This is a genomic window from Noviherbaspirillum sp. FW303-A3 (genome assembly GCF_058788695.1).
The window spans coordinates 1,826,526-1,846,974 of sequence record NZ_JBYTAZ010000001.1 but is presented as its reverse complement, the minus strand read 5'-3'; the positions used below and the strand labels follow the sequence as shown (position 1 = coordinate 1,846,974).

At 62.4% G+C, this 20,449-nt stretch carries 19 protein-coding genes; 16 read left to right on the top strand and 3 right to left on the bottom strand.

Annotated elements, in window-relative coordinates; genetic code table 11:
• Positions 1-53 precede the first annotated feature (53 nt).
• The 9 genes from murD (at position 54) to AC3WOY_RS08935 (ending at position 10,320) form a co-directional block, all read left to right on the top strand.
• Entirely contained in the window at positions 54-1,667 is a 1,614-nt protein-coding gene (gene murD / locus AC3WOY_RS08975; RefSeq protein ID WP_492429239.1) for a UDP-N-acetylmuramoyl-L-alanine--D-glutamate ligase, read from the top strand.
• Entirely contained in the window at positions 1,664-2,872 is a 1,209-nt protein-coding gene (gene ftsW / locus AC3WOY_RS08970) for a putative lipid II flippase FtsW (RefSeq protein WP_492422867.1), read from the top strand. The genes murD and ftsW overlap by 4 nt, the downstream gene beginning before the upstream one ends.
• Positions 2,869-3,939: an undecaprenyldiphospho-muramoylpentapeptide beta-N-acetylglucosaminyltransferase gene (gene murG / locus AC3WOY_RS08965; RefSeq protein ID WP_492422865.1), complete on the top strand. Its 1,071-nt coding sequence runs from the start codon at positions 2,869-2,871 to the stop codon at positions 3,937-3,939. The genes ftsW and murG overlap by 4 nt, the downstream gene beginning before the upstream one ends.
• Before the next feature lies 1 nt (position 3,940).
• Positions 3,941-5,326: a UDP-N-acetylmuramate--L-alanine ligase gene (gene murC / locus AC3WOY_RS08960; protein WP_492422863.1), complete on the top strand. Its 1,386-nt coding sequence runs from the start codon at positions 3,941-3,943 to the stop codon at positions 5,324-5,326.
• A 13-nt stretch (positions 5,327-5,339) separates the two neighbouring features.
• Positions 5,340-6,326, top strand: a complete 987-nt coding sequence (locus AC3WOY_RS08955; RefSeq protein WP_492422861.1) for a D-alanine--D-alanine ligase — start codon at positions 5,340-5,342, stop codon at positions 6,324-6,326.
• A gap of 16 nt (positions 6,327-6,342) precedes the next feature.
• The gene (locus tag AC3WOY_RS08950; RefSeq protein WP_492422859.1) at positions 6,343-7,110 is read left to right on the top strand and encodes a cell division protein FtsQ/DivIB; all 768 of its coding nucleotides are present in this window, start codon (positions 6,343-6,345) and stop codon (positions 7,108-7,110) included.
• 10 nt (positions 7,111-7,120) lie between these two features.
• The gene (gene ftsA, locus AC3WOY_RS08945) at positions 7,121-8,353 is read left to right on the top strand and encodes a cell division protein FtsA (RefSeq protein ID WP_492422857.1); all 1,233 of its coding nucleotides are present in this window, start codon (positions 7,121-7,123) and stop codon (positions 8,351-8,353) included.
• A gap of 114 nt (positions 8,354-8,467) precedes the next feature.
• Positions 8,468-9,652 (top strand): cell division protein FtsZ, encoded by a 1,185-nt coding sequence (ftsZ, locus tag AC3WOY_RS08940; RefSeq protein ID WP_492422855.1) that lies wholly within the window; start codon positions 8,468-8,470, stop codon positions 9,650-9,652.
• Between the two features lie 161 nt (positions 9,653-9,813).
• A complete protein-coding gene (locus AC3WOY_RS08935; RefSeq protein ID WP_492422853.1) occupies positions 9,814-10,320 on the top strand; it encodes a peroxiredoxin in 507 nt (168 codons plus the stop codon).
• Between the two features lie 56 nt (positions 10,321-10,376).
• Here AC3WOY_RS08935 and AC3WOY_RS08930 read toward each other — a convergent pair whose 3' ends face one another.
• The 3 genes from AC3WOY_RS08930 to AC3WOY_RS08920 all read right to left on the bottom strand — a co-directional run bounded on the left by AC3WOY_RS08930 (position 10,377) and on the right by AC3WOY_RS08920 (position 12,693).
• The gene (locus AC3WOY_RS08930; protein ID WP_492422851.1) at positions 10,377-11,174 is read right to left on the bottom strand and encodes an anti-sigma factor family protein; all 798 of its coding nucleotides are present in this window, start codon (positions 11,172-11,174) and stop codon (positions 10,377-10,379) included.
• Positions 11,171-11,668, bottom strand: a complete 498-nt coding sequence (locus AC3WOY_RS08925; protein WP_492422849.1) for a sigma-70 family RNA polymerase sigma factor — start codon at positions 11,666-11,668, stop codon at positions 11,171-11,173. Before AC3WOY_RS08925 ends, AC3WOY_RS08930 begins: the two co-directional genes overlap by 4 nt.
• A 263-nt stretch (positions 11,669-11,931) precedes the next feature.
• Positions 11,932-12,693 (bottom strand): DeoR/GlpR family DNA-binding transcription regulator, encoded by a 762-nt coding sequence (locus AC3WOY_RS08920; RefSeq protein ID WP_492422847.1) that lies wholly within the window; start codon positions 12,691-12,693, stop codon positions 11,932-11,934.
• A 154-nt stretch (positions 12,694-12,847) separates the two neighbouring features.
• On the opposite strand from AC3WOY_RS08920, the gene glpD reads away from it, so the two are divergent.
• The 7 genes from glpD (at position 12,848) to AC3WOY_RS08885 (ending at position 20,401) form a co-directional block, all read left to right on the top strand.
• Positions 12,848-14,398, top strand: a complete 1,551-nt coding sequence (glpD, locus tag AC3WOY_RS08915; protein ID WP_492422845.1) for a glycerol-3-phosphate dehydrogenase — start codon at positions 12,848-12,850, stop codon at positions 14,396-14,398.
• Positions 14,399-14,444: 46 nt separating this feature from the next.
• On the top strand, positions 14,445-15,545 hold the full coding sequence (locus AC3WOY_RS08910) for an ABC transporter ATP-binding protein (RefSeq protein ID WP_492422843.1): 1,101 nt from the start codon (positions 14,445-14,447) through the stop codon (positions 15,543-15,545).
• Positions 15,546-15,547: 2 nt separating this feature from the next.
• On the top strand, positions 15,548-16,633 hold the full coding sequence (locus AC3WOY_RS08905; protein WP_492422841.1) for an ABC transporter ATP-binding protein: 1,086 nt from the start codon (positions 15,548-15,550) through the stop codon (positions 16,631-16,633).
• A gap of 1 nt (position 16,634) precedes the next feature.
• Complete coding sequence (locus tag AC3WOY_RS08900; protein WP_492422839.1) at positions 16,635-17,504, top strand: carbohydrate ABC transporter permease; 870 nt, start codon at positions 16,635-16,637, stop codon at positions 17,502-17,504.
• Entirely contained in the window at positions 17,504-18,307 is an 804-nt protein-coding gene (locus AC3WOY_RS08895) for a carbohydrate ABC transporter permease (protein WP_492429237.1), read from the top strand. Before AC3WOY_RS08900 ends, AC3WOY_RS08895 begins: the two co-directional genes overlap by 1 nt.
• Position 18,308: 1 nt before the next feature.
• On the top strand, positions 18,309-18,593 hold the full coding sequence (locus AC3WOY_RS08890; RefSeq protein WP_492422837.1) for a DUF2160 domain-containing protein: 285 nt from the start codon (positions 18,309-18,311) through the stop codon (positions 18,591-18,593).
• A gap of 80 nt (positions 18,594-18,673) precedes the next feature.
• The gene (locus AC3WOY_RS08885; protein WP_492422835.1) at positions 18,674-20,401 is read left to right on the top strand and encodes an ABC transporter substrate-binding protein; all 1,728 of its coding nucleotides are present in this window, start codon (positions 18,674-18,676) and stop codon (positions 20,399-20,401) included.
• The last annotated feature ends 48 nt before the right edge of the window (positions 20,402-20,449 follow it).

Here is a 20,449-nt window from a genome sequence, read left to right as displayed (position 1 = left end):
GTGGCGACGTCAACGAGAACGTTGTCGCCGTCACTGCCGACGTTGAGCCGCAGATGCCGGTAGATGAAGCCATGGCCGCAACGCCTGGCGAAGAAGAGCCCGTCGCGGAAGTGCCCGCAGAAGTCGTGGTGGAGGAAGTGCCGCCTGCACCGGCAGTCACGCTGGAAGAAAGTCTCGCCTATGAGGGCAAGCACGTCCTCGTGCTCGGCCTGGGCGAATCCGGCCTGGCCATGGCGCGCTGGCTTGCCCGTTTCGGCGTCGCTGTCCGCGTTGCCGATACCCGCCCTGAACCAGACCGTCTGCCCGCACTGCGCGAAGCGATTCCGGACGCCGAATTCATCGGCGGTCCGTTCACCGCCAGTCTCCTGGATGGTGTCGACTTTGTCGCCGTCAGCCCCGGCCTGGCTCCCGACCGCGAGCTGGCTGAAATCATCCCCGCGGCTGCGGAAAAGAACATTCCTCTCTGGGGCGAGATCGAGCTGTTCGCACAGGCGCTCGCTGCATTGCACGCCTCCAGCGCCTACACACCGAAAGTCATCGCGATCACCGGCACCAACGGCAAGACCACGGTGACCAGCCTGACCGGGTTGCTGTGCCGCCGCGCCGGCCTGAAGACGGTCGTCGCCGGCAATATCAGTCCCGCCGCGCTCGATGTGCTGCGCAACGCGCTCGACAGCGATGAACTGCCGCAAGCATGGGTGCTCGAACTGTCGAGCTTCCAGCTTCACACCACCTTCAGCCTGCAGGCGGACGTGGCCACGGTGCTGAACGTGACCCAGGACCATCTCGACTGGCATGGCAGCATGGATGCCTATGCCACGGACAAGGCGCGCATTTTCGGCGCGCGGACGATCCGGCTGCTGAACCGCAACGACGCGTGCGTCATGCAGATGGCATCCCCGCTTGCTCCATGCATCAGCTTCGGTACGGATGAGCCCGCTAAGCCGGACTGCTTCGGCCTTCTGGACGAAAACGGCATGCACTGGCTCACGACCGCGATTGCGCTGGACGAAGGTGAAAAGCCGCGCCGCAAGAAGGACATCGTTGAAGTCCCCGTCATGGTCAAACGCCTGATGCCGGCCGACGCACTGAAAATCCGCGGGCAGCATAACGCCATCAACGCACTCGCTGCGCTGGCGCTGTGCCGTTCCATCGGCCTGCCGCTGGCGCCCCTGCTGCATGGGCTGCGCGAGTATCGCGGCGAGCCGCACCGCGTCGAGCTCGTCGGGAACATCGGCGGCGTCGATTACTACGACGACAGCAAGGGCACGAATGTCGGCGCGACAGTCGCTGCCCTGAACGGACTGGGTGCCGAACTTGGTGGATCATCCCGCCTGGTGCTGATCGCCGGCGGCGACGGCAAGGGGCAGGATTTCTCGCCGCTGGCGGAGCCGGTAGCCAAGTTTGTCAGGGCGGTTGTCCTGATCGGCAAGGATGGATCGGCGATCCGGACGGCCATCGAACAGGCCGGCGTTGACCTCATCGATTGCGCGACGCTGGAAGAGGCTGTGCAAAAGGCGTCCGAACTGGCACAGACCGGCGACGCCGTGCTGCTCTCGCCTGCCTGCGCCAGCCTCGACATGTTCAAGAATTACGCCCACCGCGCGCAGGTATTCGTCGATGCCGTGCGCGAGGTCGCATTGGCCCGTGGCGAGGTGATCGCATGAAATTTGCGATGCCATCCTTCTCGTCTTCTTCCGCATCGGCGCCGTTGCCCGGCGTCGTGCAGCGTTCGAAGATGATGGAGTACGACCAACCACTGGTATGGGTGGTCGTGCTCCTGATGCTGTTCGGGATGGTGATGGTGTACTCGGCGTCGATCGCATTGCCGGATTCGCCCAAGTATGCGAATTACAAGAACTCGCACTTCCTGATCCGGCAGGCAGTCTATATAGGCGCGGCCCTGTTTGCCGGCCTGCTCGCCTTCCGCGTGCGCATCGAGACCTGGCAGCGGCTGGCGCCTTACCTCTTCGTGGCCACGCTGATCCTGCTGGCGCTGGTGCTGATTCCCGGCATCGGCAAGGGCGTCAACGGTGCGCGCCGCTGGCTGTCGTTCAAGGTATTCAACCTGCAGCCGTCGGAACTGATGAAGCTGTTCGTCGTGCTGTATGCCGCCGACTACACGGTGCGCAAGCAGGAAGTGATGCACAAGCTGACCAAGGGTTTCCTGCCGATGACGTTGGCAATCGGGGTCGTCGGCCTGCTGCTCCTGCTCGAACCCGATCTCGGCGCCTTCGGCGTGATCGTCTGCATCGCGATGGGCATCCTGTTCCTCGGCGGGATCAACGGCATCTGGTTCGGCGGCATCGGCGCGACGCTGGTGGGCATCTTCAGCATGGTCATCCTGCTTTCGCCGTGGCGGCGCGAGCGCATCTTTGCGTACCTGAATCCCTGGACGGAAGAGAACGCGCTCGGCAAGGCATACCAGCTGTCGCATTCCCTGATCGCTTTCGGCCGCGGGGAGCTGTTTGGTGTCGGCCTCGGCGGCAGTGTAGAGAAGCTGCACTACCTGCCGGAAGCCCATACCGACTTCCTGCTGGCCGTCATCGGCGAAGAGCTGGGATTTGTCGGCGTGCTGGTGGTTGTCGCGATGTTCTACTGGATCGTCAAACGGTCTTTCGAAATCGGCCGCCAGGCGATTGCGATGGACATGACCTTTGCCGGTCTTGCGGCGAAGGGCATCGGTATCTGGATCGGCGTGCAGGCCTTCATCAACATGGGTGTGAACCTCGGTTTGCTCCCGACCAAAGGATTGACCTTGCCGTTGATGAGCTACGGCGGCTCGGGTGTACTGATTAACTGTGTAGGACTGGCGATCTTGTTGCGCATTGATTATGAGAACCGGGTGCTCATGCGAGGAGGGCGGATATGAAACGCCTCCTGATCATGGCAGCAGGCACCGGCGGCCACATCTTCCCCGGCCTGGCGATTGCGCAGACGATGCAGGCGCGCGGCTGGCAGGTGTCTTGGCTGGGCACCATGCACGGCATGGAGCGCGACATCGTGCCGAAGCACAGGATCGAAATGGATTCGATCGATTTCGCCGGCGTGCGCGGCAAGGGCTTGATGCATACGGCGCGCGGCATGTTCAAGATGGCCGCCGCGTTTGCCTCCTGCTTCAGCATCATCGGCCGGCGCAAGCCGAGCGTGGTGCTGGGCATGGGCGGTTACGTGACCGTGCCGGGCGGGATGATGGCGAAGGCGCGCGGCGTCCCCTTGGTCCTTGTCAACGCCGACGCGGCCTTGCTGCTGTCTAACAAGGCGCTCGCGCCTGTCGCGCAGCGCGTGCTGTTCGGTTTTCCGGCCGATTTCGGCAGTGCGGCTTCCAAGGCGCTGGTGACCGGCAACCCGGTGCGCAAGGAAATCATCGAAGTTGCGCCGCCCGCGCAACGCTACGCGTCGCGGACAGGCCCCCTGCGCCTGCTCGTGGTTGGCGGCAGCCTTGGCGCGAAAGTATTGAACGAATGCTTGCCTGCAGCGCTGGCTCGCATCCCGGCAGACGTACGCCCGATCGTCACGCATCAGTCTGGCAAGCAGCATATCGATGTACTGCGCAAGGCCTATGTCGATGCGCAGGTACAGGCGGAAGTAGTGGATTTCATCGATGACATGCCACGCCGCTACGCGGAAGCCGACCTCGTGATCTGCCGCGCAGGCGCGATCACGGTATCCGAGCTGACGGCAGCGGGCGTGGCCAGCGTGCTTGTGCCGCTGGTCGCATCGACAACCTCGCACCAGCGCGACAACGCGCAGTGGATGGTGAGCCAGAAGGCGGCAGTGCATCTGCCGCAGGGAGAATTGAATCCGGAACGGATGGCGCAACTGTTGCAGTCGCTTACCCGGGAGGAATGCAGGACGATGGCAGAGGCGGCGCACGGCATCGGAAGACGCCAGGCGAACGAAACGATTGCGAACGTACTGGAAGAATTGGCCAAATAACATGAAGCACAAAGTAAAAAACATTCATTTCGTCGGTATCGGCGGCTCCGGCATGAGCGGCATCGCGGAGGTGCTGCTCAACCTCGGCTACACGATCTCCGGCTCGGACCTGGCCAGCAACGCTGCGACGCAACGTCTGATCGAGCGCGGCGCGAAGATCACCTTCGGGCATGCGGCAGAGAATATCCAGAATGCCGACGCGATCGTGACCTCGACCGCAGTCAAGGGGGACAACCCGGAAGTGATTGCCGCACGCGCGAAGCACATTCCCATCGTCCCGCGCGCCATCATGCTGGCCGAACTGATGCGCCTGAAGCAGGGCATTGCCATTGCCGGCACCCATGGCAAGACCACCACCACCAGCCTCGTGGCGAGCGTGCTTGCCGAAGGCGGCCTGGACCCGACCTTTGTCATTGGCGGCCGCCTGAACAGCGCCGGCGCGAATGCCAAGCTGGGCGCCGGCGACTTCATCGTTGCCGAAGCCGATGAGTCGGATGCATCCTTCCTGAATCTGTCGCCGTGCATCGAAGTCATCACCAACATCGATGCCGACCACATGGAGACCTACGACCACAGCTTCGCCAAGCTGAAGCAGGCCTTCGTCGAGTTCACCCAGCGGCTGCCGTTCTATGGCGTCGTAATGCTGTGCATCGATGACCCGAGCGTGCGCGAGATCATGCCGTTCATTTCCAAGCCCATCCTCACTTATGGATTCCACGAGGATGCACAGGTGCGCGCCGTCGATGCGAAGGCTGTCGACAGCCACATGGAATTCACGGTGATCCAGGACGAATATCCGCCGCTGACCGTGCGCCTGAACCAGCCCGGCATGCATAACGTGCAGAACGCCTGTGCCGCGATCGCCATCGCGCGCGAACTCGGTGTCGATGATGCCGCGACGCAAAAGGCGCTGCGCGAATTCCATGGCGTGGGCCGCCGCTTTACCCGCTACGGCGACATCAAGCTGCCGGCAGGCGGCTCCTTCACGCTGGTAGACGACTACGGCCACCATCCGGTCGAAATGGCGGCCACGCTGTCGGCCGCACGTGGCGCCTACCCGGGGCGCCGCATCGTGCTGGCTTTCCAGCCGCATCGTTATACCCGTACCCGCGACCTGTTCGAGGACTTCGTGAAAGTCATGTCCTCGGTGGACGCACTGGTGCTGGCCGAGGTCTACGCAGCCGGCGAACAACCGATCGTGGCCGCGGATGGCCGCGCACTGGCTCATGCACTGCGCGTGCTCGGCAAGGTGGAACCGATTTTTGTGGAAGACATGGCCGACATGCCGTCGACGATCATGGACATGGCGAAGGATGGGGATGTGGTCATCACCATGGGCGCCGGTTCGATCAGCGGCGTGCCGGGAAAACTGGCTCAAACGAGCTGAAGCGGGATTCATCATGAGCAATACGGATTTGAAAAAAGAGTTTGGAAAAGTCGGCGTGCTGTACGGTGGCCGTTCGGCCGAGCGCGAGGTATCGCTGATGTCCGGTTCCGGCGTCCTGAAGGCGCTGCAGGGCAAGGGCGTCGACGCGCACGGCTTCGATCCGGCACAACGCAGCCTGGCCGAACTGGCGGCGGAGAAGTTCGACCGCGTGTTCATCGCGCTGCACGGCCGCTACGGCGAAGACGGCACGCTCCAGGGCGTTCTGGAACAGTTGGGCATTCCGTACACCGGCTCCGGTGTGATGGCCTCGTCCATCGGCATGGACAAGGTGATGACCAAGCGCATCTGGCTGAACCATGGCCTGCCGACACCGCGCTTCATCGTGCTCGATTCGCATTCCGCTACGCCGGAAGAACTGGCCAACGTGCCCACCGAACTCGGGCTGCCCGTCATGCTGAAAGCGCCGCACGAAGGCTCGACCATCGGCATCAGCAAGGTGATCGATGCCGCAGCGGTGCAGGCCGGTTTCGAGCACTGCGCGAAATATGACGACGTCGTGCTGGCGGAAGAATTCATCACCGGCCGCGAACTGACGGTGCCGGTGCTGGGCAAGGGCCGCAATGCGCGCGCGCTGCCGATCGTGGAAATCTGCGCGCCGCAGGGCAACTACGACTACCAGCACAAGTACTTCAGCGACGACACGCAGTATCTCTGCCCGGCGCCGCTGGACGAGGAACTGACCAAGCGCATCCAGTCGCTCGCCGTGCGTGCGTTCAACGCTGTCGGCAGTTCCGGATGGGCGCGCGTCGACTTCATGCTGCGTGCCGCGGATAACGAACCCTTCCTGCTGGAGATCAATACCTCTCCGGGCATGACCGGACATTCTCTGGTGCCGATGTCGGCCAAGGCCTCCGGTGTCAGCTATGAAGATTTGTGTGTGGAGATCCTGCGTTCGGCCGACCTCGACCTGAAGCCGAACAAGGACTGGCAACCGACGTAAGGAATGACGACCGACCATGTGGCACGACGTAAGAACGCTCAACACCACCACCAACGCGCTCCTCGGCGTGCTGGTGCTGAGCCTCCTCGCGTCGGGAATCTGGTGGGTTGCGCAGCGGCCGATGTTCACCCTCAAGACGATTCGTATCGAAGGTGTCGGCGAAACGGTGCTGCGGCACGTTAATGCATCGACGGTGCGCACGACGGCAGTACCGCGCGTCAAGGGCAACTTCTTCACTGCGAACCTCGATACGGTGCGCATGGCTTTCGAAGCGGTGCCCTGGGTGCGCAAGGCGTCGGTGCGGCGCGAATGGCCGAACAAGCTGATCGTGACCGTGGAAGAGCATGAACCGCTGGGAACGTGGGGCGAAGAAGGCAAGCTGCTATCGGTGAAAGGGGACGTGTTCACCGCCAACCTCGCCGAGGCGGAAGAAGACCACGAGCTGGCCGAGTTCGGCGGACCGGAAGGAAGCGAGAAGGAAGTCGTTGCCCGGTACCGTGAACTGCAGGACTGGTTCAAGCCGGTCAGCCTGGCGCCGGATGCGGTGTGGCTCTCCGGCCGCTACGCCTGGAGCGTGAGACTGAACAACGGCATGACGGTCGAGCTGGGCCGCGAGGCGAACAGCGCGACGCTGAAGGATCGCGTCGACCGGCTGGTGAAGATCTATCCGCAACTGGTCACGCGGTTGCAGGACAGGATTGAAAGTATGGACATGCGTTACCCGAATGGATTGGCGTTGAAGGCAACCGGTTTGAAGTTCGGTATCGAAGGCAAAAAAAAGTAAGCGAATCAACATGACAAAAGACGCAAAGAACCTGATCGTCGGCCTCGACATCGGCACCTCCAAGGTAGTCGCGGTAGTGGCCGAAGTGATGCCGAACGGGAGGCATGAGGTCATCGGTCTCGGACAGCACGAATCCAAGGGATTGAAGAAGGGCGTGGTGGTCAACATCGAAGCGACGGTGGAGTCGATCCAGCGCGCACTCGAGGAAGCCGAGCTCATGGCCGACTGCAAGATCAAGAACGTCTATACCGGGATCGCAGGCAGCCATATCCGCAGCTTCAATTCCAGCGGCATGGTGGCGATCAAGGACAAGGAAGTGACGGCGACCGACGTCGCGCGCGTGATCGAGACGGCCAAGGCGGTCAACATTCCGACCGACCAGCAGCTGCTGCACACGGTCCCGCAGGAATTCATCGTCGACAGCCAGGAGGACGTGCGCGAGCCGATCGGCATGAGCGGCATCCGCCTGGAAGTGAAAGTGCATATCGTGACCGGCGCGGTGTCGGCAGTGCAAAACATCGTCAAGTGCGTGCGCCGCTGCGGCCTCGAAGTGTCCGACCTGATCCTGCAGCCGATGGCTTCCGCCGACGCAGTGCTCACGGCGGATGAAAAGGAGCTGGGCGTGGTGCTGGTCGACATTGGCGGCGGCACGACCGACGTTGCGATCTTCACCGAAGGTGCGATCCGCCACACTGCGGTCATCCCCATCGCCGGCGACCAGATCACCAACGACATCGCGATGGCGTTGCGTACGCCGACGTCCGAAGCAGAAGAAATCAAGCTGCGCTACGGCGTCGGCAAGCAGGTGCTGGCCGATCCGGGCGAGACGCTGGAAGTGCCCGGCCTCGGCGACCGCGGCCCGCGCACCCTGTCGCGCCAGGCGCTCGCCGCGGTGATCGAACCGCGCGTCGAAGAATTGTTTGCCCTCGTGCACCAGGTGGTGCGCGAATCGGGCTACGAAGAGGTGCTGTCTTCCGGCATCGTCATCACCGGCGGCACGGCAATGATGCCGGGCATGGTCGAACTGGCCGAAGACATCTTCCTGAAGCCGACGCGCCTTGGCGTGCCGGAGTACAGCGGGCAGTTGGCGGACGTGGTGCGCAGTCCGCGGTATTCGACAGTGTTGGGGTTGTTGCTGGAAGCGAAGAAGCAGTACCTGCGCGGCCACATCGTCACTCGCCAGGATGGTTCGGTGAAGGCGGTCTGGCAGCGAATGAAAGAGTGGTTCCTCGGTAATTTTTAAGCAGCAAGAATTTTAATAATCATTGTGTACTAACCGCAGTTTGCAGTTGCTAGTCGCCCCATAGCGTGGTGACTATCGACTGAAAACTGCTTCATCTAAGGGAGTAAAACTGTCATGGAAATCGATATGATCGATAACGCGAATCTCGGCACCGTGATCAAGGTGGTCGGTGTGGGTGGTGCAGGGGGCAATGCAGTGCAGCACATGATCAACAAGGGCGTGGCCGGCGTGGAGTTCATCGCCGCCAATACCGACGCGCAGGCACTGCAGCAGTCGAAGGCCAACAACATCATCCAGATCGGCGAGTCCGGCCTGGGCGCCGGCATGAAGCCTGACGTCGGCCGCCAGCTGGCCGAAGATTCCCGCCAGCGCATCGAAGACGCACTGCGCGGCGCGCACATGGTCTTCATCGCTGCCGGCATGGGCGGCGGCACCGGCACCGGCGCTGCTCCGGTCGTGGCGGAAGTCGCCAAGCAACTCGGCGCGCTGACCGTCGCCGTGGTGTCCAAGCCGTTCTCCTACGAGGGCGCGAAGTGCATGGAACTCGCCGAGCAGGGGCTGGACGAACTGTCCCGCCATGTCGACTCCCTGATCGTGATCCTGAACGAGAAGCTGGAAGAGATCTACGAAGACGACAGCATGATGGAATGGCTGCAGCACGCTGACGACGTCCTGAACAACGCCGTCGCCGGTATCGCTGAAATCATCAACGTGCCGGGCCACATCAACGTCGACTTCAACGACGTCAAGACGATCATGGGGGAGCAGGGCAAGGCCATGATGGGAACGGCGACCGCTTCCGGCGTGGACCGTGCGCGCATCGCCGCCGAGCAGGCAGTGGCGTCGCCGCTGCTGGACGGCATCGACCTGTCCGGCGCGCGCGGCGTGCTGGTCAACGTCACCGCCAGCCGCAGCCTCAAGGGCAAGGAAATCAAGGAAGTCATGGCCACCGTCCGCGCCTTCGCTGCACCCGATGCATCGATCGCCCAAGGCATCGCTTACGACGAGAACATGGGCGACGAGATCCGTGTCACCGTCGTGGCAACCGGCCTCGGCCGCGGCCGCAAGAACGTGCAACTGGTGCAGACCCCGGTCCTGCGCACCGGTACGCACAACGAGCCGATCATGCAGCACACCGGCATGGCACATGGTTCCGCACAGCCGGCTGCTGCTTTCGACGGCCTGAAGGCGCCGGCGGTATGGCGTCGCGAGTCTGCATCGGACACGGTGCGCGCGCTCGAGAAGAACGGCATGGAAACTTACGATATCCCGGCCTTCCTGCGCAAGCAGGCAGACTGATCATTCACCCTACATAAAGTAGGGTGAAGCAGTCCTGATACTGCAAGAAAAGCAAGAAAAAGGCATACTGCGGTTTGTACGCCGCGCCCCGCGTGACAGCGGCGCGCGGCGTTTTTGCGCAGTTTCGTTTTATCGCTTTCCCCCAAAAGAGAGGACATATCATGACCATCAAGATTGGCGACCGCCTGCCGGAAGGCACGCTCTCGGAATTCATCGAAGTCGAATCGGAGGGCTGCTCCCTCGGCCCGAATACCTTCAAGGTCGGCGACCTGACCAAGGGCAAGAAAATTGCCGTCTTCGGCCTGCCGGGCGCGTACACCCCGACCTGCTCGGCCAAGCATGTGCCGGGTTACATCGCACTGGCCGACAAGCTCAAGGCCAAGGGCGTGGACGAAATCTGGTGCATCTCGGTCAACGATGCCTTCGTCATGGGTGCATGGGGCCGCGACCAGAAGGCCACCGGCATCGTGCGCATGATGGCCGATGGCAGCGCGGAATTCACCAAGGCGCTCGGCCTGGAATTCGACCTGACCGCCAAGGGCATGGGCGTTCGCATGCAACGCTTTTCGATGCTGGTGGAAGACGGCGTCGTGAAGCAGCTCAATATCGAACAACCAGGCAAGTTCGAAGTCTCGAACGCCGAAACCCTGCTGGGCCAGCTCGGCTGAGTTTTCTCGGTGGAACATGGAAAACGGCGCTTCGGCGCCGTTTTTTTTTGCTCGTATCAGGGCTTTGGATTGCGGACTGATTCTGCCGCCGGACCGGCCATCGCGGACAGGGCGGATGCGGGCAGCTCACCGGCAAGGGCATAGGCCACGTCACCTGCATACCAGTAGCACACGCTGATGCCGCGATAGGTATCGCATTCCGGCGCGGTTCGCCTGTCCAGTGCTCCCTCGGTACGGACGAAGACGGTCAGCCGTTTGCCTGCGGCGTCCTCATACATGAATTGCCCGGCGGGTTCCTCGGCGCCTGCCAGCAGCCGTCCGCCCAGGAAGCGGAAGTCGCCAACCTGCGGGGCAAACACTTTCTTGCCGAGACGCTTGGAGATCCACGATGTCAGGGTCGGATCATCGCCCTTGACCTCGACCGGCTGCCGCTTGTCGGGGCTGTAGACATGGTGGGCGACCGACGCGAGGCGGACGAGCTGTCCGTCGGTATCGAGCCGGGGGAGGAGTTCCTTGCCGACGACGATGCCGACCAGTACCGCGACGGCGAGGGCGCCGGCAAAGCGCGGTGAAGGCAGCAAGGCTGTCAGCATGTCCCGCCAGGAGGCCTTTCGTGTGGCGACGGCTTGCAGTGGCGGCGTCTTTGCGAACTTGACCAGTCCGGCTGGCAAGGGCTCATCGAGACTGTCGTCGAGTGCGCGACGCAAGCTGCCGGATTGCGCCGACCAGAAGGCAAGTTTCTCGCGCGCCGCTGCGTCCTGCGCGAGCGCATGTTCGACTGTCGCGCGCGCGGCCTGGTCGAGTTCATTGTCCAGGTAGGCGCAGAGTTGTTCGTCGGTAAGTGGCATGTTCATCGTGCTGCTCCCTTGCCGGCGGGGGCGTCTCCGAGCAATTCCTGCATTTTCTCCCGTGCCCGCGCCAGGCGGGACATGATCGTGCCGACGGGCACCGCCAGCACCTCGGCCGCTTCGCGGTAGCGCAGACCCTCCACCGCCACCAATAGCAGGACTTCGCGCTGTTCTCCCGGCAGCCTGTACAGCGCGGACTGGATGTCGCGCATCTCGGCCGGATCGGATTGCTGCCCGGCAGCGGCCTCCGGCAAATCGGCCATGTCGGCCGTCCAGTCGACAAGCTCGCGCTGGCGCGTGCCATCGATGAACAGGTTGTGCATGACCGAGAACAGCCATGCACGCAGGTTCGCGCCCGACCGGAAGGTCGATTCGCGGGCCAGCGCCCTCTCGACCGTATCCTGGAGCAGGTCATCCGCGCGGGCGAGGTCGCGCGTCAGGACGCGCGCATAGCGGCGCAGCCGGGGCAGGACATCAACCAGTTCGTCGCGATCGATCAATTTGGGTGGGAGTATCTCTGTGGCCGGTATCGGTCGACTTGCGGTCGTTCCATTCGCCGCAATCGTCGTCCCTGTGGGAATGTGCTCAGAGAATAGCATCAGAACAGACGCCGGAGGCAGCGATGTTTTTCCGGAAACAACAGGGCGTTCCCCCGGCAGGAATGGGGCGAAAGGGCATGCTGTCCTCCTCGATGGCGTCAGGTCACGCGGCGCAAGGGATGCGCCTGTGCCTGCATGTACGAGCCGGGTCCCGGTTTTATTCCCTACTCGACGACGACGACTTCCACCCGCGCATCCTTGAGTACGTGGCTCAGTGCGTCCGGCGGCGGCGCGTCGGTAAACAGCATGTCGATCTGCGAGACGTGCGCCATGCGCACCAGCGCCTGCCTTCCGAACTTGTCGCGGTCGGCCACCAGCCAGATTTCGCGCGATTGTTCGATGATCGCCTGCGCCACCTTGACCTCGCGCGGATCGTAGTCGCGCAGCGTGCCGTCGAGCTCGATGCTGGAAATCCCGATGATCCCGATGTCGACCTTGAACTGGCGGATGAAATCGATCGTCGCCTCGCCCACGATGCCCCGGTCGCGGCCGCGCACCACACCGCCGGCCAGGATCACCTCGCAATGGGGATTGTCGGAGAGGATGGATGCCACATTGAGGTTGTTGGTGACGACATGCAGCGCCTGATGATGCACCAGCGCCCGGGCGACTTCCTCGGTTGTCGTGCCGATGTTGATCAGCAACGAACATCCCGAAGGCACCTGGCGCGCCACCTCGCAGGCGATACGCCGCTTGGCGTCGCTGTTCATCCCCTGGCGCAGGCTGTAGTCGATGTTTTCGACGGAAGAGGGCAGGCCGACGCCGCCGTGGTAGCGCGCCAGCAGGTTCGCTTCTTCCATCATCTTGACGTCGCGCCGCACCGTCTGCGGCGTCACGCCCAGCTCCAGTGCCAGCTCCTCCACCGATATGGTCACGCGTTGCCGCACGGCATCCAGCAGCCGCCTTTGACGTGGATTAAGAGTCAAAGCCGTTCCCCTTCAATCGTGGCAAAGGTATCAATATAATTGAAAACGAAAATAAACGAACATAAAAAATCAAAAAAGATGTTGCATTAGTTTCGAGTATTGTCGTATCTTAACTGCCTGTCACCGTACCACTCACTATTTGGGCGAGATCCGGATGGAAAACGGCAAGTACAACCTCGAATGCGACCTGCTCGTCGTCGGCGGCGGCATCAACGGCGCCGGCATTGCGCGTGATGCCGCCGGACGTGGTTTGACTGTCGTTCTCTGCGAAAAAGACGACCTTGCCTCGCACACATCCTCGTCCTCCTCCAAGCTCATCCACGGCGGCCTGCGCTACCTCGAGTACTACGAGTTCAACCTCGTGCGCAAGGCGCTGATCGAACGCGAAGTGCTGTTGCGCGCCGCGCCGCACATCATGTGGCCGATGCGCTTCGTGCTGCCGCACGACAAGGGGCAGCGTCCGGCATGGATGATCCGCACCGGCTTGTTTCTCTACGACGCGCTTGCAAAACGCGAGCTTCTGCCGGGTTCGCGCGGCGCCGACCTGCGCCGGCACCCGGCGGGCGAGCCGCTCAAGCCGGAGTTCACGCGCGGCTTCGTGTATTCCGATGGCTGGGTGGATGATGCGCGCCTGGTGGTGCTCAACGCGGTCGACGCCGCCGAGAAAGGGGCATGCATCCTCACCCGCACGCGGTGCACGTCCGCCCGGCGCGACGGTGACGCATGGATTGTGGAACTGGCCGATGCACAGGGACGGCAATCCCTCGTGCGCGCCCGGGCACTGGTCAATGCGGCCGGTCCGTGGACGGCGCAATTCCTGCAGAGCGCCGTACAGCGCCCGACGGAAAAGGCGCTGCGCCTGATCAAGGGCAGCCATGTCGTCGTTCCCAAGCTGTTCGACCATCCGTACGCTTATATCTTCCAGCACCCTGACGGGCGCATCGTGTTCGCCATCCCTTACGAGCAGGACTTCACCCTGATCGGCACAACGGATATCGAATACCACGGCGACGCCAACAAGGTGGCGATCGACAAGGATGAGATCGTCTACCTGTGCGACCTTGCAAGCCGCTATTTCCGCAAGCGCATTGCTCCGGCTGACGTCGTGTGGAGCTACTCGGGCGTCCGCCCCCTCGTCGAGGACGAGTCGTCGAGCGCATCCGCGGTAACGCGCGACTACCGCCTCGAAATCGATACGCAGGGAGCGCCGCTGCTGTCCATCTTCGGTGGCAAGATCACCACCTTCCGCAAGCTGGCGGAAGAGGCAGTCGACATGCTCGCCCCCCTGCTGCCCATGCGGCATGGTTCATGGACCGAGAATGCCTGCCTGCCCGGCGGCGACCTGTTCGGCGCACAGCCTTCAAACCGCTCCGTGCTCGAGTACGACAAGTTCGTGCACGAGATGCAGAAGCGTTATGGCTTCCTGCCGCCGGCACTGGTTGCGCGTTATGCGCGAGCCTATGGGACACGCATCGACATGCTGCTCAAGGGGCGCAAGGGGAAAGCGGACATGGGCGAGGAAATCGCACCCGGCCTGTATGAAGCCGAGGTCGATTACCTGATGCGGCATGAATGGGCGGTGGACGCGGCGGACATCCTGTGGCGCCGTTCCAAGCTCGGCCTGCATTTGCCCAGGGATACGCAGGACAGGCTCGACGCCTGGATCCGGAATCGAACCCGGACGGAAAAAAGCTGCAGCGCCTAAAACCAGAACAAAGGCGAGCAAGAAGAATTTTTAGGAGGAAGACAGCGTGCTTCTAGCATTGGAAAACGTCAGCAAGAAAGTTGGCGCGGAAGATCACATCTACCCGCTATCGCTCTCGCTGGTACCGGGGACCATCAACGTATTGCTGGGGACAACCAAAGCCGGCAAGACTTCCCTGATGCGTCTGATGGCCGGGCTCGACCGCCCGACCGAAGGACGCGTCGTGGCCGGCGGCCGCGATGTGACCGGCGTGTCGGTCCGCGAGCGCGACCTCGCCATGGTGTACCAGCAATTCATCAACTACCCGTCATTCACGGTCTTCGACAATATCGCGTCGCCGCTGCGCATCAAGGGCGTGGCGGAAAGCGAGATCAGGAAGCGCGTGACCGACATGGCGGAACGCCTGCACATCACGCCCTACCTGCAACGCTTCCCGGCCGAGCTGTCCGGCGGCCAGCAGCAGCGCACCGCGATGGCGCGCGCGCTCATCAAGGAAGCCGGTCTTTTGCTGCTCGACGAGCCGCTGGTCAACCTCGACTACAAGCTGCGCGAGGAATTGCGCAATGAACTGACCGAGCTGTTCTCCGAAGGAAGAACCACCGTGGTGTATGCCACCACCGAGCCGTTGGAAGCCTTGCAGCTCGGCGGCAACGTGGCGGTGCTGCATGAGGGACGCTTGCTGCAGAGCGGCCCGACGCTCGATGTATTCAACGCACCCAATTCCATCCAGGCCGCACGCACCTTCAGCGATCCGCCGATCAACCTGATGCACGCCACGCTCGAAGCCAACGGCACGGCGCAATTGGGCAGCGGGCTCATCCTGCAGTTGAGCCCGGCACAGATGCAAAAGGCGGCAGGACACAAGGAAGTGATGCTCGGCCTGCGCGCGCACAGCCTGCGCCTGGCTGCGCGCTACCCGGACGACGTGCCGATCGAAGCGGAAGTCGAGCTGGCGGAAATCAGCGGTTCCGAAACCTATGTGCACATGCATCGCGGCCGCATTGCGCTCGTCGCGCAGCTGCCCGGTGTCCACGACCTCGAACTCGGCTCTCCCTGCAGCATGTATTGCAGGCCGGGCGACCTGTTCCTGTATGCACCCGATGGCGCGCTATTGTTTGCGCCGACACTGACTCAGGCTGGAGTGTAAGCATGGCTCGCATTGAACTCGTTGATCTGGCTCATGCCTACAAGCCGAACCCGAGCGCGCCGACCGACTACGCGCTGCGCCCGATGAACATGCAGTGGGACGATGGTGGCGCTTATGCGCTGCTAGGGCCGTCCGGCTGCGGCAAGACCACGCTGCTGAACATCATTTCCGGCCTGCTGAAGCCCTCGCATGGCAAGGTGCTCTTCGACGGCAAGGATGTCACCAACCTGCCGCCGGAAGCGCGCAACATCGCCCAGGTGTTCCAGTTCCCGGTCATCTACGACACCATGACCGTGTTCGACAATCTCGCCTTTCCGCTGCGCAACCGCGGATGGAAAACGGCGGACATCAACAAGCGCGTGCAGCAGGTGGCCGAGATGCTGGAACTGACCAGCGACCTGAAGCATCGCGCCAGCGGCCTGTCCGTCGATGCCAAGCAGAAGATTTCCCTCGGCCGCGGGCTGGTCCGCCCCGACGTCGCCGCGGTGCTGTTCGACGAACCGCTGACCGTGATCGACCCGCACCTGAAATGGCTGCTGCGCCGCAAGCTCAAGGAAATCCATCACGAGCTGAAACTGTCGCTGATCTACGTCACCCACGACCAGGTCGAGGCACTGACCTTTGCCGACAAGGTCGTCGTGATGACGCAGGGCGAAGTGGTGCAGGCGGGGACGGCACAGGAATTGTTCGAGGAGCCGGCGCATACCTTCGTCGGCTATTTCATCGGCAATCCCGGCATGAACCTGCTGCCCTGCAAGATCAACGGCGACGCCGCACACCTCGAAGGGAACAGCATTCCGCTGTCGCCGGGCGCAAGTGCCGCACTGAAGGGCGCCAACGGGAAAACGACACTCGGCATCCGTCCCGAATTCGTCGAATGCGAATTCGAACCGCAGCCCGATACCGCGCCGGCCACGGTCACGTCCGTGCGCAACCTCGGTACGCATTACCTCGCCGAATTCAGGCTGGGCGAACACACCATTGCCGCCAAGCTGCGGCAACTGTCGGCGTCGGCCGGCGAGAAGGTATGGCTGCGCCTGCCGACGGAACGGACCCTTTACTACGTCAACGACAAGCGGGTGGCATGACATGAAAACCTATAACAACCGCGCGTGGTTCCTGATTCTCCCGGTGATCCTGTGCGTCGCCTTCTCGGCCATCCTGCCGCTGATGACCATCGTGAACTACTCGGTGCAGGACATCCTCAGCCCGACGCAGCATGTGTTCGTCGGCACCGAATGGTTCCGCATGGTGATGCGCGACAGCGAACTGCACGGCGCGCTGTACCGGCAGCTGATCTTCTCGCTGTCCGTGCTCGCGATCCAGATCCCTCTCGGCATCCTGATCGCCCTGACCATGCCCGCGCAGGGCTGGAAGGCGTCCATGTCCCTGGTGCTCATCGCCTTGCCGCTGCTGATCCCCTGGAACGTGGTCGGCACCATCTGGCAAATCTTCGGCCGTGGCGACATCGGCCTGCTCGGTTACGCGATCAACCATTCGGGCATCAGCTACAACTACACCGGCGACTCGGTCGATGCATGGGTCACCGTGCTTGTCATGGATATCTGGCACTGGACGCCGCTGGTGGTCCTGCTCTGCTACGCCGGCCTGCGCGCGATTCCGGATGCGTATTACCAGGCGGCGAAGATCGACGGCGCATCGCGCTGGGCGGTATTCCGCTTCATCCAGCTGCCCAAGCTGCGCAACGTGCTCATGATCGCGGTGCTGCTGCGCTTCATGGACAGCTTTATGATTTACACCGAGCCCTTCGTGCTGACCGGCGGCGGACCGGGCAATGCGACCACCTTCCTGTCGCAGTACCTGACGCAGAAGGCAGTCGGCCAGTTCGACCTCGGACCGGCGGCGGCATTCTCGCTGATCTACTTCCTGATCATCCTGCTGTTCTGCTTCGTGCTGTACAACTGGATGCAACGTGTCGGAACGGGAGACAAGAAATGATGAGCAAACGCCTGACGGCGCCCATTCTCACGATATACCTGCTGCTGTCGCTGCTGCCGATCTACTGGATGCTGAACATGTCGCTCAAGACCAACGAGGAAATCGTTGGTGCGCTGACGATGTGGCCGAGCAACATGACCTTCGACAACTTCAAGACGATCTTCACCGATCCGTCGTGGTATGACGGCTACATCAATTCGATCATCTATGTCGCCATTAACATGATCCTGTCGACGGCAGTGGCGCTGCCCGCGGCGTATGCGTTCTCGCGCTACTCCTTCCTCGGCGACAAGCACTTGTTCTTCTGGCTGCTGACCAATCGCATGACACCGCCCGCGGTGTTCCTGCTGCCGTTCTTCCAGCTGTATTCGACGGTCGGCCTGATGGATACGCACCTCGCGGTGGCGCTGGCGCACATGGTGTTCAACGTGCCGCTGGCGGTATGGATCCTGGAAGGCTTCATGTCCGGCATCCCGAAGGAAATCGACGAGACCGCCTATATCGACGGCTACAGCTTCCCGAAATTCTTCGTGAAGATCTTCCTGCCGATGATCAAGTCCGGGGTCGGTGTGACGATGTTCTTCTGCTTCATGTTCAGCTGGGTGGAACTGTTGCTGGCCCGCACGCTGACCTCGGTCAACGCCAAGCCGATCGCGGCGACCATGACGCGCACCGTCTCGGCCGCCGGCATGGACTGGGGCGTGCTGTCGGCGGCCGGCGTGCTGACCATCGTGCCCGGCGCGCTGGTGATCTGGTTCGTGCGGCATTACATCGCCAAGGGCTTTGCAATGGGGAGGGTGTGACATGGAAGAAGTTTTCGGATGGATGGCCTGGACGCCTCCTGTGGCCATCTTCTTTACGGCGATCGTACTGATGCTGATCGGCATGACGATCTGGGAGATCAAGTCGCCGACGACCGAGCGGCAGGGTTTCCTGCCGATCAGCACGACGCGCGGCGACAGGCTGTTCATCGGCCTGCTGACGGCGGCCTACCTGAACCTGGCCTGGGCCGGCCTGACCGAGCTGGACCAGGCCATCGGGGCGGCAATCGGTTTTGTGGTGTTGCTTATCGTGATGCGTTGGGGTTGACCCTGCGTTTCGATGCCCGGCGCATTCCTTCCCCGCGCCGGGCATTTCTGCTGGGGGAAGGCATTAAAACAGGTGGAGATATGAGACTAAAACTGACGGCGTTGGCTGCTGCGGCGATGCTGGCTTCGGGTGCGTCCTGGGCCGACATGAAAGCGGCGGAAAAGTGGGTTACCCAGGAGTTCCAGCCTTCCAGCCTGAGCAAGCAGCAGCAGCTGGACGAGATGAAGTGGTTCATTGAAGCCGCCGCCAAGCTCAAGGCGAAAGGCGTGAACGAAATCAACGTCGTGTCCGAGACCATCGACACGCACGTGTACGAGTCCAAGACTCTCGCCAAGGCCTTCGAGGAAATCACTGGCATCAAGGTCAAGCACGACATCATCCAGGAAGGCGACGTGGTCGAGAAGCTGCAGACCTCGATGCAGTCCGGCAAGAGCATCTACGACGGCTGGATTTCCGACTCCGACCTGATCGGCACGCACTATCGCTACGGCGCAATCATCCCGCTGTCCGACTACATGGCAGGCGAGGGCAAGGAGTTCACCAACCCCGGCCTCGATCTGAAGGATTTCATCGGCATCAGCTTCACCACCGCGCCCGACGGCAAGGTCTACCAGCTGCCCGACCAGCAGTTCGCCAACCTGTACTGGTTCCGCGCCGACTGGTTCGAGCGCAAGGACCTGAAGGAAAAGTTCAAGGCCAAGTACGGCTATGAACTGGGCGTTCCGGTCAATTGGTCCGCCTATGAAGACATCGCCGATTTCTTCACCAATGACGTGAAGAACCTCGACGGCAAGCGCGTCTACGGCCACATGGATTACGGCAAGAAGGACCCGTCGCTCGGCTGGCGCTTCACCGATGCCTGGCTGTCGATGGCGGGCACTGCCGACAAGGGCATCCCGAACGGCGTGCCGGTTGACGAGTGGGGTATCCGTGTTTCGCAGGACAAGTGCAATCCGGTCGGCGCTTCCGTCTCGCGCGGCGGTGCGACCAACTCGCCGCCCGCGGTGTACGCGCTCAGCAAGTATGTCGACTGGATGAAGAAATACGCGCCGCCGCAAGCCACCGGCATGACCTTCTCCGAAGCAGGCCCGGTTCCGGCGCAAGGTGAAATCGCCCAGCAGATTTTCTGGTACACCGCCTTCACCGCCTCCATGATCAAGGGCGGCCTGCCTGTCGTGAATCCGGACGGCAAACCGAAGTGGCGCATGGCGCCGTCGCCGCACGGCCCGTACTGGAAGAACGGCATGCAGAACGGTTACCAGGACGTGGGGGCATGGACCTTCTTCAAGTCCACGCCACCTGATCGCCGCGCCGCCGCATGGCTCTATGCACAGTTCGTGACCGCGAAGACCGTGTCGCTGAAGAAGTCGATCACCGGCCTGACCTTCATCCGTGAATCCGACATCAAGCATGATTACTTCACCAAGCACGCGGACCAGCTCGGCGGCCTGATCGAGTTCTATCGCAGCCCGGCACGCGTGGCATGGACGCCGACCGGCACCAACGTCCCTGACTATCCGAAGCTGGCGCAGCTGTGGTGGAAGAACGTGGCGACAGCAGTCACCGGCGAGAAGACCCCGCAGGCAGCGATGGACAGCCTGGCTGAGGAAATGGACCAGGTGCTGGCCCGTCTCGAACGCGCCGGCATGAAGGCCTGCGCACCGAAGCTGAATCCGAAGGGCGATCCGGCCAAGTGGCTGACCGACAAGGGTGCTCCGTGGAAGAAGCTGGACAACGAAAAGCCGAAGGGTGAAACCATCGCCTACGACAAGCTGCTGCAGGCCTGGAAGGAGGGCCGTGCCAACTGATCGCGTCGTCATCGATCAGCTAAACTAGGTTGGCGCGGCAGGTTGCCG